Source organism: Streptomyces sp. NPDC001070, from assembly GCF_053598835.1.
On sequence record NZ_JBSFLB010000071.1, the window covers coordinates 1 to 13,893 of the forward strand.

General features: G+C 70.2%; 16 protein-coding genes. 6 read left to right on the forward strand and 10 right to left on the reverse strand.

The window, feature by feature from the left end; all coding sequences use genetic code 11:
- Window positions 1-314 precede the first annotated feature (314 nt).
- The 4 genes from ACWDAS_RS40915 to ACWDAS_RS40930 form a co-directional block, all read right to left on the reverse strand.
- On the reverse strand, window positions 315-524 hold the full coding sequence (locus ACWDAS_RS40915; RefSeq protein ID WP_450401008.1) for a helix-turn-helix domain-containing protein: 210 nt from the start codon (window positions 522-524) through the stop codon (window positions 315-317).
- Window positions 525-640: 116 nt separating this feature from the next.
- Window positions 641-1,321: a TrmB family transcriptional regulator gene (locus ACWDAS_RS40920; RefSeq protein WP_450401010.1), complete on the reverse strand. Its 681-nt coding sequence runs from the start codon at window positions 1,319-1,321 to the stop codon at window positions 641-643.
- A gap of 399 nt (window positions 1,322-1,720) precedes the next feature.
- Window positions 1,721-2,449 (reverse strand): hypothetical protein, encoded by a 729-nt coding sequence (locus tag ACWDAS_RS40925; RefSeq protein ID WP_450401011.1) that lies wholly within the window; start codon window positions 2,447-2,449, stop codon window positions 1,721-1,723.
- Window positions 2,450-2,697: 248 nt separating this feature from the next.
- A complete protein-coding gene (locus ACWDAS_RS40930) occupies window positions 2,698-3,159 on the reverse strand; it encodes a hypothetical protein (RefSeq protein WP_450401012.1) in 462 nt (153 codons plus the stop codon).
- Between the two features lie 139 nt (window positions 3,160-3,298).
- On the opposite strand from ACWDAS_RS40930, the gene ACWDAS_RS40935 reads away from it, so the two are divergent.
- Both ACWDAS_RS40935 and ACWDAS_RS40940 read left to right on the forward strand, forming a co-directional pair.
- Window positions 3,299-3,799 carry a PAS domain-containing protein gene (locus ACWDAS_RS40935; RefSeq protein WP_450401014.1) on the forward strand — a complete coding sequence of 167 codons (501 nt, stop codon included), beginning with the start codon at window positions 3,299-3,301 and terminating at the stop codon, window positions 3,797-3,799.
- Window positions 3,800-3,924: 125 nt separating this feature from the next.
- The gene (locus ACWDAS_RS40940; RefSeq protein ID WP_450401016.1) at window positions 3,925-4,260 is read left to right on the forward strand and encodes a hypothetical protein; all 336 of its coding nucleotides are present in this window, start codon (window positions 3,925-3,927) and stop codon (window positions 4,258-4,260) included.
- A 62-nt stretch (window positions 4,261-4,322) separates the two neighbouring features.
- On the opposite strand, the gene ACWDAS_RS40945 is transcribed toward ACWDAS_RS40940, so the two are convergent.
- Window positions 4,323-5,162, reverse strand: a complete 840-nt coding sequence (locus ACWDAS_RS40945; protein WP_450401018.1) for an enoyl-CoA hydratase/isomerase family protein — start codon at window positions 5,160-5,162, stop codon at window positions 4,323-4,325.
- 406 nt (window positions 5,163-5,568) lie between these two features.
- Between ACWDAS_RS40945 and ACWDAS_RS40950 the strand changes: the two genes are divergently transcribed.
- On the forward strand, window positions 5,569-6,045 hold the full coding sequence (locus tag ACWDAS_RS40950; protein WP_450401019.1) for a winged helix-turn-helix transcriptional regulator: 477 nt from the start codon (window positions 5,569-5,571) through the stop codon (window positions 6,043-6,045).
- 1,219 nt (window positions 6,046-7,264) lie between these two features.
- Here ACWDAS_RS40950 and ACWDAS_RS40955 read toward each other — a convergent pair.
- From ACWDAS_RS40955 to ACWDAS_RS40975, 5 genes are all read right to left on the reverse strand, one after another.
- The gene (locus ACWDAS_RS40955; protein WP_450401020.1) at window positions 7,265-7,963 is read right to left on the reverse strand and encodes an SDR family oxidoreductase; all 699 of its coding nucleotides are present in this window, start codon (window positions 7,961-7,963) and stop codon (window positions 7,265-7,267) included.
- A gap of 156 nt (window positions 7,964-8,119) precedes the next feature.
- Complete coding sequence (locus tag ACWDAS_RS40960; RefSeq protein ID WP_450401021.1) at window positions 8,120-8,488, reverse strand: Sec-independent protein translocase subunit TatB; 369 nt, start codon at window positions 8,486-8,488, stop codon at window positions 8,120-8,122.
- Window positions 8,489-8,528: 40 nt separating this feature from the next.
- The gene (tatC, locus tag ACWDAS_RS40965) at window positions 8,529-9,341 is read right to left on the reverse strand and encodes a twin-arginine translocase subunit TatC (protein ID WP_450401022.1); all 813 of its coding nucleotides are present in this window, start codon (window positions 9,339-9,341) and stop codon (window positions 8,529-8,531) included.
- A 95-nt stretch (window positions 9,342-9,436) separates the two neighbouring features.
- The gene (tatA, locus tag ACWDAS_RS40970) at window positions 9,437-9,712 is read right to left on the reverse strand and encodes a Sec-independent protein translocase subunit TatA (RefSeq protein ID WP_450401024.1); all 276 of its coding nucleotides are present in this window, start codon (window positions 9,710-9,712) and stop codon (window positions 9,437-9,439) included.
- A gap of 105 nt (window positions 9,713-9,817) precedes the next feature.
- Window positions 9,818-11,146, reverse strand: a complete 1,329-nt coding sequence (locus ACWDAS_RS40975) for an epoxide hydrolase family protein (RefSeq protein WP_450401026.1) — start codon at window positions 11,144-11,146, stop codon at window positions 9,818-9,820.
- A gap of 1,086 nt (window positions 11,147-12,232) precedes the next feature.
- Between ACWDAS_RS40975 and ACWDAS_RS40980 the strand changes: the two genes are divergently transcribed.
- The 3 genes from ACWDAS_RS40980 to ACWDAS_RS40990 all read left to right on the forward strand — a co-directional run bounded on the left by ACWDAS_RS40980 (window position 12,233) and on the right by ACWDAS_RS40990 (window position 13,699).
- Window positions 12,233-12,451, forward strand: coding sequence for a hypothetical protein (locus ACWDAS_RS40980; RefSeq protein WP_450401028.1), 219 nt, complete (start codon window positions 12,233-12,235; stop codon window positions 12,449-12,451).
- Window positions 12,452-12,944: 493 nt separating this feature from the next.
- Window positions 12,945-13,154 carry a hypothetical protein gene (locus ACWDAS_RS40985; protein WP_450401029.1) on the forward strand — a complete coding sequence of 70 codons (210 nt, stop codon included), beginning with the start codon at window positions 12,945-12,947 and terminating at the stop codon, window positions 13,152-13,154.
- 26 nt (window positions 13,155-13,180) lie between these two features.
- Window positions 13,181-13,699, forward strand: coding sequence for a hypothetical protein (locus ACWDAS_RS40990; RefSeq protein WP_450401031.1), 519 nt, complete (start codon window positions 13,181-13,183; stop codon window positions 13,697-13,699).
- The last annotated feature ends 194 nt before the right edge of the window (window positions 13,700-13,893 follow it).

Consider the following 13,893-nt stretch of genomic DNA (forward strand, 5'->3'; position numbering starts at 1 on the left):
CCGCCCGCAACCCCAACATCCGCATCGCCGCCAAGGTCGCCAGCAACCACGGCGCCATCCTCAAGAAGGACCACCCCGCCATCGCCAAGGCCGTACACGAGGCCGCCGCCCCCGACCGCGGGACGCGCTGAAGGCACGACCAGCGCTGCCCTTGCCGAATATCTCATCCGCCGTGGTGGGAGTGGGTGCACTGGGTGTCACGGATGTCCAACGCGACTGCCAGTGCCCTGCTCGACGCCGCGGGCCTGAAGGGCGTGCCCGACCGCACCTGAGGATGCAAGACAGGGGCGCTCCCGCAGGTGTGGGTGGCGTGCTCAGGGCCGGTCGGGAAGCCAGCCGTGCTGGACTGCCCGGGCGCCGGCCTGGAAGCGGCTGCGCGCGTTCAAACGCTCCATCAGATCGGTCGCGATGCGTCGCGCGGTACGTGGCGAGACGCCGAGGCGCTTGGCGATGGCCTCGTCTGTCAGGCCGTCTGCAAGCAGCTGCAGCGTAGTGGCCTCCTGCCCGGTGAGACCCCTTCCCATCGCGGGCAGGACGCATGCAAAGTGGCTGGGCGGCCGCCCAGGTGCTCTCGAACAGTGCGCACAGCGCGGTGATCGTGCCCTGCCCGGTCAGGACGACGGCGCCCGCCGCGGTGTCGTCAGTGCTGACCGGGATGACAGCGCGACTGCGATCGGTGATGATGATGCGGCAGGGCAGGGCAGGGCAGGGCCGCAACCGTCCTCACCTCGCCACCCCGTTCGGTGAGCCACGTGAGGTAGTCCACGGTGGGCTGGTGATTGCGAATGCTGTCTAAGTAGATCGTCCGCATCCGGACCCCGCGGGCCAGCAGGTCCTCATTGAGCGGTTTGGCTGCCTCGATGGCCTCTGGTGACTGCGCTCCGCCGGCCGCGAACGTCATGACCTCGCTGGAGAGCTCCCGCGTCAGGGACGCCAGACGATCACGTATCTGGTCCAGTCCGAGCAGCTGCTCAACCCCCGAGGACGGTGCTTGCGGGCGCAGGTCCGCACATTCGGCGATCAGCTGGGCAGCCGTCGCGCGAGATGCCTCGATGCGCTGCTGCCGCGTGGCCAGGTCGGCCTGCTGCCGCGCCATGAGGACTTCCATACCCAGCTCGGGCGGGAGAGCACGCAGGCGGCCGGCGTGCTCGTACGAGGGTCTGACGAGGGCAAGTTCGCTCAGGCTGTCAAGAGCACCGCGCACCTGTGACTCGGCAAGGCCGAGGTGCTCGCTCAAAGCGCCCACGCCGTCGTCGGGGCGGGCGAGCATGGCCCGGTAGACCGCCTCCGCGGCGGCGTCGAGTCCCAGCGCCGTGAGCATGGACGAAACCGCCCTGACGCAACGGTGTGGCCCGCGTGGCAGCCGTGATCCTTGCAGGCCACGTGCCCGCACGCGAGGAGTTCACGGAACTGTTCCGGTGGACGGTTCCGGTCGCTGCCCGAACAGTCCAGGTTGCGTAACTGGCTTGATGGCCACTGACCGATCGATGATTTCGTCATCGGCAATGGGCAGGCGCACGTGGCCCGTGTCGACGGTCATGCAATTCCCCACCCCCGCGGTCATGCTTCCCCATGGGGACGGCGGTTCGCGAACGGCAGCTCGAGCCGCCGTGGAGCCGGTCTAGCCGTACACCCGGATCCCCAGCGGACCGACCCGCTCGAAGCCATGGCGCACGGCGGCCGCCAGTTGGTCCGCTGACGGCCTGGCCGGCCCAGTCGTTCAGAACGGCAGGTTTCCCAGGACGCAGAGCACAAAGCCCGTCGCCGGAATCGTGGCCGCCGAGGCGAGGAGTAGCGTGCGGATTACGAAGCCGACGGTGAGAGGGCGGCTGGCGCGGGTGGGGTGCTCGGGGTCGTAGCTGAGCTCCACCTGCCCGCTGTATGCCTGGTCGGAGAGGCCCCAGACGGTGACGACCGACGGGATGTCCCGCATCCGCTGCCCGTCGATGGTGGTGAACGTCATCCGGGAGAAGACCCAGAGGTGTCCGCCCTTGTCCCAGATACGCACGTAGCCGGTCACCTTGCCGACCACGCCGACCCCGCGCTTGCGCAGCAGCCACAGCGAACGCACGCGCCGAAACATGCGCCACAGCGGGATGCCGCCGACCAGGCCCATGACGCCGCCCACGATCAGGGATCCCGAGGCTGTGCCGCGGTCCAGGGGGCTGAACAGGCCTAGAAGGAAAAGCAGCAGTGCGTACGGCGGCAGTACGTAGGCGATCCTCACCACCGCTTGGGCTCGCGGACCCAACTGAAGCTGACGCCGCGGCCGCCTCTCCACGCGCACCAGCGCATGTCCGTCCGCCGCGGGCTCGGTCCTCGCCAGAGCGGCCGTCACCTTCTCCAGGAAGGCCGCGGCGGCACGCGCGTTGGGAGCTTGCAGTTCCACGGCCAACCCCAGGCCGTGCTGGGCGGCCTGGCCCGGTGCACCGCTGATGGTGATCCGCACTGCCCCCGCCGGGGTCAGCTCTGCCGACCGAAGGGCCCGCACAGGCAGGCTCCATATCGTTCGGCCCCGGACGATTCGCAGTCGTGCCCCGTTGAAACGGGCCGTGGTTCCGCCTGCTGCCAGCATCGTCTCCGGGCCGCCGGATATCGCGTTCGACATGGGCGGATGATACGCAGCGCGCGATCGCCTCTTCAGGAGTTCGCTGAGGCTTCGACAACCACATGATCCCCGACCGCATGCACGGCTCCTCAGGGCAGCCCAACGTCAGAACAGGCCCTGCCGTCACACCACGGCCGAGGAAGGTACACCGTACCGCTCTCCTCCATGCAATGACCCTGCCGCCAGCCAGTACCTGGGGAATTACTTGAACGCCGCCCTGGGGAATTGCGTGACCGTCGACAGCCCGGCGGGTCGAGGATGATTTCCAGGCTGACCTTCCCGCGGACTGTGGCGTCGCCGGTGTTCAGTTCCGCCCGGTGCAGGATCCCGTAGGTGCCGCCGTTGAGGATCTTGTCAAGGAGCCCCAGGGTGTGGGAGGCGCGCCAGCGGGCCTGGTGCTTGCCGGCCTCCTTGAGACCATCGAATTCGTCGACCACCACCATGGGGAACAGCAGGCGGATGTGTTCCCCGCTGGGGAGCCCGAGGATCTGCTGCAGGTCGGCGTCGGCGAGCTTCTCGGGGTTGTGGATGTAGAAGCTGGAGTCTGCCACGACGAACCATTCCCGGCCGTTCCACCGGGTTATCTGCGCTCGGAGAAGAGCGATCGCCGACTCGCTGTCTGCTGAGCTGACCTGGTTCCTGGGCCGCCGGGTGGAGTTCCCCGCCCATTCCAAATAGTGACGAAAGGCCGTGTCATTCTCACGCCGACCGCTAAGGGGGCTCCGGACGGTCAGCCCGCTGACCGCACCCGGCGGAGCCCTGCACTGGTCGGTGGAGCTGACCACCGCAGCGAACGCCGTCCAGGACGAAATCGATGCCGCACTGCTCCGGGCGCTGCTCACCGAGTCCCCGCTCGGCGTCCAGGTCGTCGACGGCGACCTGCGGCTGCTGCGCCTGAACCTCGCCGGCCCGGGAGTCCGCGGGGTGGTGGGTGCGGAGGCCATCGGCCGGCACATCCGTGATGTGGTACCGGGACTCGTCGATGAGCGGGTCGAGCAGCAGATCCGCCACGTGGTCCAGGCCGGCCGACCGCTGAGCTTTTTGCACCGCGGCCGCCCTCCCGGCGACCCCGCCCACGACCATGTCTACTCGGTGACCCTGCTGCCCCCGAAAGACCCGGCGGGGCGGAACCTGAGGGCCCTTGTCGCCACCGAGGACATCACCAAGCGGCAGCGGCCCAGGAGCGCCTGAACCTCCTGGCGGAGGCCGGTACCCGGATCGGCACCACGCTCGATGTCGTCATCACGGCGGGAGAGCTGGTCGCCGCCGCGGTCCCGGCCATCGCCGATATCGCCAAGGTCGACGTCCTGGACGGCGTGCTCCACGGTGAGGAGTCCGCACCCGGACCGGAAAGCGCGGCCACCCCGCTGCGCCGCGCGGCCTTCCGCAGCACTGGGGAACTCCACGCGCAGCCGGCCTACGACGCGGGGGAGCCGGTCGAGTACCTGCTCCCGTCCCACACCGCCGGCCTGACTGAACTGCGGCCCGTCCTGGTGCCCCACCTGCAGGTCGACCAGCTGCCTGTCGACGACCGACGCACTGCGCACATCCGCGCGGAGGCGGCCCACTCCCTGATGGTCGTGCCCCTCGCCGCCCGCGATGTGGTCCTGGGCCTGGCACCGGCCAGTGCGGACCCGTCGTTGTTGTCATGAGGCCGGTGCCGGTGTGGCAGCCGTCGAGGGGTGTGACTGCGCACCGGGGCCGGTGTGGACGGTCAGGCTTGGTCGTCGAGCAGATCCGCGAGGTGTGCGCCGAATCGGTTCTCCAGGTCGCCTTCCTGCTGCATTCCGCGCTGGAACAGCGCGGCGACGCGCTGCTGGGTTTCGGGCCAGGCAAGGGCGGCGGTGAAGGCGGTGCGGCCGTCGAGGAGCCTGTCGACGGGCGGCAGGGAGACGCCGTTGACCAGGTTCTTCGCTGCCTCGATCGGGCGCCGGTCGAAGGAGGCCAGGCGCCGTGCGAGGGTGTCGACGAAGCCGTCCAGGTCGCTGTCGGGTAGGGAGCGGTTGACCCAGCCGTAGCGTTCGGCGGTGTCGGCGTCGAAGTCGTCCGCTCCGAGGATGATTTCCAGCGCGCGGCCTCGGCCGGTCAGTAGGGGAAGGCGCTCGGTGCCACCGCCCCCGGGGATGACGCCCGCGCCGACCTCGGGCTGGCCGAGGATGGCGTTCTCACGGGAGGCGAAGCGCATGTCGCAGGAGAGGACGAATTCGCTGCCCACGCCGCGGACTCGGCCGCGGATCTTCGCGATGCTCACCACGGGGGACTTGGTGAGGCGGACGAAAGTGTCCGTCGGGATGGCTACGCCGGAGGGGCCGGCGGCCTTGGCGAGGCTACTGGATTTGCCGGACATGTCGAAGTGGGCAAGGTAGAAGTCGAGGTTCGCGCTCTCGAACACGACGACGCGGAGGTTTGGGCTGGTGTCCATCCGGGCGAGCAGGTCCTGCAGGCCCTCGAACACGGTGTGGTCGACCACGTTGAGCGGCGGATTGTCCAACAGGACCCGCCAGTAGGCGGGCGTTTCCTCGATGATGCGCACAGGCGCTGCCGGTTCGGTCATGTCATCCACGCTAGACCCTGAATTTAAAGTTGCAAGTCAGATGGAGTGTGACGCCTGTCTCGGGGGGCGACGGGCGGTCCCGGGTTCCACTCCGAGCAGGGGGGGCGGGCCTGGTGTCGCCGGGCCCGGAGGCCGGTCGCCGGGCGGCGCGACGACTCGAGAGCCGCGCCGGGTGCCTGCCGGCTGCGACAGATGCGGCCTGGGTGCGGCGGGTTCCCTGGTCGGCGAGGACTTCGAGCCGGCCGCCGGCCAGGGTTTTCGTGGTCGACCCGGCCGCGGCGTCGGTGCTGATCCCCGACGGGCCGACCATCTGAATTGCAATATGAAACTCAGCCGGTATGCTGGCCGGTACGACAGTGCAGAAGCTGGGGGCGTGTGCAGCCCGGTACCACGTGGGAGGTGGGGAGTGTCCATCGGAAGGCAGTTGGCGGGTCCCGCGGATGACGAGCCGGCCTGCTCCATCGAGCGGAGCCTGCAGATTCTCGGGGAGCGCTGGTCCCTGCTGGTGCTCCGGGAGGTTTTCGCCGGCAGGCACAAGTTCGCCGAGATCCAGTCGTCCCTCGGCGTCGCCTCGAACCTGCTCAGCGGCCGGCTCAAGCTGCTGGTCGAGGAGGGCGTGCTGTACACGCAGACCTACCAGGAGCCGGGCAGCAGGGCGCGGCAGAGCTACCACCTGACGGAGGCCGGGAACGACCTGCGGGTGGTGCTGGCCGCGCTCCAGCAGTGGGGCGACCACCACCGGCCCCGCCCCTCGGGCCCCTCCGCGCTGCGGCGGGTGCGCTCCACGGACCGGCCCGTCCACGTCGGGTTTCTCGACGACGACGGTCACGAAGTGCCCGCCACGGACGTCGTCATGCTCGCAAACGCGGCCGCCCCGGCCTGATCGCAAGCCCCTGTCCGGGGCTCGCGCCTCTTGCCTTGGCGGCGCCGGGGGAATGCGTTGGGCGTCGCTCCTGTGTCGCGGCTCGTGTGTGACGTCCTGGCCCGTCTGCGGCTGTGTGTCGCGCGGTAGGCGTGGAGGGATGCCGGCCGGCATCGCCGGCGTGCCGGGCTCTTCGTGCCACGCATGGCTGCGCGCAGCGTCGCTGCATCGACGTCGGCGAGCCGGACGATCCCCGGATACCCGAAAGCCGGGCGGCCCGGGTGTCGCCGACCCGCCCTTGTCGTGGATCTCTCCCTGTCCGTTCCGCGGAGTCGGCGTCGCCGCTGCGCCCGGGCCGGCGGGACGCTCCGGCGCGAGGTCCTCGGTCGCCTGCTGGTCTGCGGCGGGCCCCCGTGCGAGGTGTCCTCGACGTCTGCGCCCGCCGCCGCAGCCCATCGCCCCCGCCGGGCCCGTGTCCGCACGCGTTGATCAGGCCACCGAGGATGCAGATGCGGTGCGCAGGCCGCCCCGCCCGGGGGGCACCCCGGCCGCGGAAGGTGCGCTGCGCCCGGCCCGGGACGATCCTTGCTGCCGGCCACCCTGGGGGGAGTCCGACCCTGCCGCACCGTGCTGGGCGTTGGGCTTCCGGGACGCGGTGGCGGCGTTGTGGTTCCGACGCCAGGCCCAGGACACGGCCGTCCACCTGGTCGACGCCCAGCTGGCCACGGGGGCCGGAGTGCATGTCGATCCGCTCATCGCAGCCGACGGCGTGGACGAGGTCTTCGCCACGCTGCTGCCCCTGGCCTGGCGCAGCGACCATGCCAAGCCACTGCCGGGATCGGTGGCGTTGCGCACCACAGGTTGCCGCCGTTGTCGCGGTGACGGAGCGTGGTGGGGCCGGGTCAGCGGGAGACGGGGCACCGCTGTGCTGGAACGACGCCGATGCCTTCGCCGGGTTCTCGGTATCCGCCGGCAGGAAGACGGTGCGGCGGCCCACCACGTTCGCGGCCGCATGGCCGACCGGGTGCTGGGCGGCCTGCGTCCACCCGACTGCCGTCCCCTGCGCATCCAGCGGGGCGATTGCCGCGTCGGCCATCTGGAGGGCCGCCGCGGCGGCGGTGACCGCCTCGTGTGCGGAACTGTCGATCGGTCACTGCTTTCTGTGCGCCCTACACGCCGGGGCCCATCTGGAGCCCCGGTCCTGTGCGGGCAAGCCGCCCGGTGCCGTACGGGCGACGCCTCACGGGCGGGGTTCGGGAGGGAGCGGCCGCGACAGGGCAGCCTTGACCTGCCTGGTTTCTTCGTCGGCGAGGACTTCGACCCAGTCGTTGGCCAGGGCCTGGACGGTCTGCTCGGCCACGTCGGCCGCGCTGCTCTTCGGCGCGTCCGTCCAGGCGCTGAGGTCGGTGTCCACATAGCCGCAGTGGACCCCGATCACCAAGGTGCCCTGTTCGCGCAGGCCCTGCCGCAAGGCGTGGGTCAAGGACCACTGTGCTGCCTTGGAGGCGGCATAGCCGGGGAACGAAGGCCGCCCGACCCAGGACGCCAGTGACAGCATGTTCACCAGTGCGCCGCCGCCGTTGCGGGCGAGGACCGGGGCGAACGCCCGGGACACGGCCCAGGTGCCGAAGTAGTTGACGTCCATCGCCTGGCGCGCACCGTCGAGGGTGCCCTCCAGGAGTCCGGTGCCTGTGCCTCCGATACCCGCGTTGTTGATCACGATGGTGACGTCACCCGCGGCCGCGGCGGCCGCGGCGACCTCCTCGGGATTGGTCACATCCAGTCGCAAGGGGGTGACGTCCTGGTCGGCGACCGTGGCCGGATCACGGACGCCTGCGTAGACCTTGGCCGCGCCGTGCTCGATCAGCGCTCGGGCGAACGCCCGGCCGATGCCGCGGTTGGCTCCGGTGACCAGGGCGACTGATCCTTTGATGTCCATGGTTCTTCCTTTGCTGTGAGTGGGCTGTGGTCGGGCAGGCCGGCGGTGGGTGTGCCGACCGCCCGGGGCAGGGAGCGGCATCGCATGCCGCCACCGTTTACGGGCCGCCTGCGGAGCAAGGGCCCGACAGCCTCGCCGGATCGCGGGGAACCCGGATCAGGCGGGTCGCTGTTTGCTCAAGTCCGGTGTGCCGTGGGCGAGGCCGCGTTCGGGTCGGTCCCCCTCGCCGGTGGGGCGGTTGAGGCCGAGGGATGTCGTGATCTCGCGCAGGCCCGTTTCGTCCTCGGCAGTGCTGAGTGCCTTTTCCGCCAGTGCTCGCGGGTGGAGGTCGCGAAGGTGGAGATCGGCGAAGTCGGGACCGAGTTCCCTGCGGATGTCGGCCTGGGCGCTGTCGGAGAAGGATCTGACCTTGCGGATGACAGCGGCGGTCTGGGAGATCGCCTTGGGGAGTCTGTCGGGGCCGAGGACGACGACGGCGATCACGAGGAGGGTGAGCATCTCGAGCGGGCCGATGTCGAAGAACATGTGGTCTCCTGTGCAGTGCGGTCCACGAGCGGTGCCGGGCTCAGCGGCGGTGGTCCCACTCGTGGACGTTGGGAAGCGGCGAGGGCTCGTCGGGGCCGGGGCCCGCCGTGCTCTTGCGGGCACGGCGGCGGTCGTTGAGCCAGGAGACGGCACAGGCGACCAGGTACAGCGCGGTGACGGGTGCGGCGAGCGCGAGCATGCTCAGCGGATCGCCGGTGGGCGTGGCGACGGCGGCGAACACGCTGACGCCCAGGACCATGTGCCGCCACCAGCTGGTCATCCGCCGGGCGCTGAGGACGCCGGCCACGTTGAGCATGACGAGGACCAGGGGGAGTTCGAAGGACAGCCCGAAGACCACGATCAAGCGGGTCGCGAGGTCGAGGAAGTCGTCGACGGGCAGGATGTTGGTGGCCTGGTCCGGGGTGAGGGAGATCAGCACCCGGGCCGTGGTGGGCAGGACGGTGTAGGCGAATGCGGCCCCGGCCAGGAAGAGGGGGATGCCGGTGGCGAGGAAGGCGAGCGTGTACTTCTTCTCGCCGCGGCGCAGTCCCGGGGCGAGAAAGGCCCAGAGCTGGTGGAGCCAGACGGGGCTCGCCCCGATGAGGCCGGCGGTCAGCGACACCTTCAGGGCGAGGGTGACGGGGGACAGCAGACCGTTGGTGGCGATGACGCCGCACCGCCCGGAGGCCGCCGCGCCGCCCCCCTGCCAGGCGGTGCAGCCCGGCAGGGGAGCGATGACGAAGTCGATCAGCTGCTTGTAGAACAGCCCTGCGACAACGGTGGTCACGATGACCGCGCCGATCGCCTTCACCAGGCGGTTGCGCAGTTCGCGGAGGTGGCCCGCAAGGGGCATGTGCCCCGGGGGAGCCTGGCGTGCGGCCTCGGGGGCCTGGGATAGGGCTGTGAGCACGAGCAGACCTCGGTTTCTTCCTCAGGCGCGGTTGGGCGTCAGTGCGGGGCGAAGGAGTCCTGAGAATGTGCCGCGGCGGTGGTCTCCTGCGTCCCGCGCGCCGGAGCGATGTGGCCGGCGGAGTCAGCCTGCGCGGGGGAGGGGCCTTGGGTGGTCTCGTCGTCGCGGCCGCGCATGGCCTTGGTCTCGCTCTTGAGGATGCGCATGGACTGCCCGAGCGAGCGCGCCATGTCTGGAAGGCGCTTGGCGCCGAAGAGCAGGATGACAACGACGAGGATGAGCAGGATCTCGGGTGCTCCGAGTTTGCCGAACATGATGGTTGCCTTTTCGTATCGGGAGCGGCGATCGCTCCGCCGTGGGGGGTGGTGGGGTGGGCTGGTGCGCCCGAGGGCGGGCTGCCGGCCCTAGGGCACGGGTGGTCAGCGAAGGGGCCGGAGGCCCGCGCGAAGCTCTTCCGCAAACAGATGCGGCTGTTCCCAGGCCGCGAAGTGGCCGCCCTTGGAGAGCTTGTTGTAGTGGATGAGGTTGGGGTACGCCTTCTCGGCCCAGCTCTTGGGAGCCTGGTAGATCTCGTCGGGGAAGACACTCACGGCGGCCGGGACGGTGACGCCCTTGGCAGCGACAGCGGAGAGCTTGTTCTCCCAGTACAGACGAGAGGCGGAAACCGCCGTGTTCGTCAGCCAGTAGAGCGTGATGTTGTCCAGTACGTCGTCCCGTGTGATGCCTTCGCGGTGTCCGGCGAAGACCCGGGAGATCAGCTCCAGACTGCGCACGTCATGGTCGAGCAGGAAGGCCGCCAGACCGACGGGCGAATCCGTCAGCCCGGTCAGCGTCTGCGGACGCGTCCCCATGATCCGGGCGTAGGCGATGTGTTCTTTGTACAAGGAGCCCAGCTGCTGGACCGCGTGCTTTTCCTCGTCCGAGAGACCGGAGGGTAGCGGGGCGCCGGTCGCGAGCGCCTTGGCGATGTCGGGCGGAACCACACCCGGCAGGTTGGTGTGGATGCCGAGCAGTCCCGCGGGTTCCCGCACGGCCATGAGGTCCGTGATGAGCGCACCCCAGTCGCCGCCCTGTGCCGCGTACTTGGTGTATCCCAGGCGCTTCATCAGCTGTATCCAGGCATCTGCGATGCGGTCGGGGCCCCAGCCGGCCGTGGTCGGCTTGCCGGAGAAGCCGTAGCCGGGCATCGACGGGATCACCACGTGGAAGGCGTCCGAGGCGTCGCCGCCGTGGGCGGTGGGGTCGGTGAGCGGTTCGATGATCTTCAGTTGCTCGATGATCGAGCCGGGCCAGCCGTGGGTGACGATGAGCGGCAGGGCGTTCTTGTGCTTGGAGCGGACGTGGATGAAGTGGATGTCCAAGCCGTCGATCTCGGTGGTGAACTGCGGCAGGGCGTTCAGCCTCGCCTGCACCCTCCGCCAGTCGTAGTCCGACGCCCAGTACCGTGCGAGCTCCTTCATGGTCGCGAGCTGCACGCCCTGCGACTGATCCGCGACGGTCTCGTGCTCGGGCCAGCGGGTGGCGATGATGCGCCGGCGGAGATCGACGAGATCCCTGTGCGGTGCGTGGAAACGGAAGGGGCGGATGTCCCCGCGTGCTGTCGCATCCAGGCGGGATCCCGTTGCGGTTGCCGCTGCGGCAGGCTGGGCCGGGAACAGGCCGAAGGATCCCGCGACCACGGCGGCCGTCGCGGCGGCCGAGGTGGACAGAAAAGTCCGTCGAGAGTGCGGCGGAAGTATTTCGGACATGGGGAATCTCCAAAGGTCGTTCGAAATGCGCCGTACAAGCGCCGCTGCGTGGATGTCGAAGGCGGCGGATCGGTATTTCGGTGGGCCCGCGACCGGCCGCGGATGTACGACTGCCGGTCCGATGCGGTCGTGCCATCCACGGTAAAGCCTAAATTTAAATTTGCAAGCCAGATCGTCGCGTCGCGGCCTGGACCTGGGTGACACACCGCTCGGGGGCGGCGTGCCGGTGCCCCCAAGGGGCCGGCTACGGCTCCGGCCGGGTCGGCCGGAACATCGGCCTCGGCTGCAACTTCGCCCGCAAACGCGGCCGGCCTTCGCCACCAAGTCGCAGCTCGCCGCCAGGTTGGCCCTCCGGGCCCTGGAGTCGTCCGCCGCAATCGCCGCACGGGCGAACTCGCCTTCTGCTGCCTGTCCTCAGCCCGCCCGGTTCCGCCGTCCGGCCCGGTACGGGTGGCGGACGTTTCTCAGTGTTGATCATTTCCGGTGTTCGTTGAGAACGAGGGCGGCGCGGGCGACGTCGCCGATTCGGCTGAGGCTGCGGGTGGCGTGCTGAAGGGTGCGCCAGTGCTGCTTGAGATGGACCGCCGCCCAGACCTCCGCAGGCCAGGCCGTCTCGGCTCCACCCTCGCCGGCTGCTTCGCCGAGGCGGGGTGTATCCGGCCCCGGGCCGGGGTCTCGGCCGTGCCGTAGCGGGTGGTGACGGTGGCGGCCTGGTCGGGGGTGTGCCAGGACTCGGGCTCGGCGAAGGTGAGGCCCTTCCCGGTGCTTGCGGGGCTGCCCACCGCGCGGGCCGCAGTGGCGCGGGCCGGCGTCGTGGAGCATGACCCGGTCCGAGCGCAGGCGGCCGACCAGCTCGACGGGCAGGTCGGACGGGACGTGGGCGCCCCTGTGGCAGTCCCTGTGTGCTGCCTGGTACGCGTGGACAGGCGCAATCTCGCTGTATCGACATCGGCGAGCCGAACAACCCCGGATACCCGAAAGTCCGAAGGTCCAGGTACCGCTGACCTGCCCTTGCCAGGGCTCTCCTTATCCGTTCCGTGAAGTCGACGTCGCCAGAGCGAAAGGGCGGGCGGGACAGTCCGGCGCGTGGTCCTGGATCGCCTGTTGGTCTTGAGCGAGCCCGCGCGCGATGCGTCCTCGACGTCTCTGCCCGCCACTGCAGCAGTCATTACCCCCACCAGGCCCGAGAGCAACGGCCTCCCCGTCTCGACGGCCATTCCGTGCCGTGTGCCGGCGACCGCACGGCCGCTCCTGCGCGCCCGCATCCTCGACGCCCTGATCAGCGAGTACAGGTTCGCGGTCTGATCCGCCGCGATGGGTTTCCGAACGGCACACCCCGGTCCCTCCGCGTGGGACAGGTGGTCGCCGACGGAGCCGTGGCGGCGGTGCGGGCCGGGGCACCGCATCGTGCACGGCCGGGGTGACCCCGTGGCCGAAAGGGGTGAATCATCAGGATCAGCCCGCACTTCGAACTCGCCGCATCCTTCGACAGGTGCGAGTCCCGCCAGGCCCGCGCTCGACAACTCGTGGACGCCTACGCCGGCCCTGCAACAGCCATCGCCCGCACCAGGCGCGGGGCAACTCCCGCCCTCGCCCACGAGCACCCAGCGCACCCGACCGACCTGGCCGCGCCTGGGCTCCTACGCACCCGCATGCTCGGCGGCGTGATCAACGAGTACAGATATACGGCCTGACCAGCAGCGACGAGTTTCCGAACGGCACAGGCTGGGAGGAGCGGGACGAGACGACCACCCGCTACGGCTGCGTTGACCCGCTCTGCATCGACGAGCTCGGCTCTATGGAACGCGACCGTCACGGCGCCGAACTCCTGTCGGCCGAGGCGGCCTTGACGGTGGCGGTGGTCCAACCGGCGTGCACGGCCGGCTCGGGGCGGCGCTTCCCCACCTCCAGTTGCGTTGAACCGCTGATCACGGTCGTAGCGGGGCGCGTGTCGTCGCACCGTTTCACCTTCGCCGGCACCCCTGAAAACGCTCTGAAACGGCGATGAACGGGCGGTCGGTCACGCTCTGCGGCATGACGACGACGGTCCCGCCAGGGGCAGCGACGACCCGGGAGGGGATCACCATGAACGGCCTGCGACTGGTGCGCCGTCACGTGGCGGCGTTCGTGCGCTTCGCCGGGTTGGGCAGCGCGGTCACCCTGGTGGCCTCGGCGGCCTTGGTCCTGCTCTCGCAGTGGATCCCGTGGACGGCGGCGAACGTGCTGACCACCGTCGCCTCCACCGTGGCCGCCACCGAGTTGCATGCCCGCGTCTCGTTCGGTCACGGGCGGCCCGGCCTGGCCGGGCACCTCAAGAGCGCGGCGACCATCGCCGTCGGCTGGCTGGCCACGTCCGCCGCGGTAGGCGTACTGGCCGCGTTCCGCCCCGGCGCAGGAGTTGTTCTGCAGCAGACGGTGTATCTGTCGGCCACCGCGCTCGTCGGGATCGGCCGCTATCTCGTGCTGCGTCTGTCCGTGTTCGCGCAGCGCGGCTCGCGGCCGCAACCCGGCGGCGGCGCCGGGTTGCCGGCCGCGTGCGACGCGGCGGCGTGAGGTCCGGCGGGGAAGGCACCGCGGCGCCCGCCCCGCTCCAAGGAGGAGCTGCTGGGGTCGATCGAGGAGGTCGCCGACCGGCGGGACGCGCCGGTCGGCTGATCTACGGGCTCCTCTTCCTGGCCTTCGCGCCGGTGGGCGGCTGGTTCCGGCTCCCGGGTGCACGGCGCGCCTCCGGCACGCCGGCCGCACCC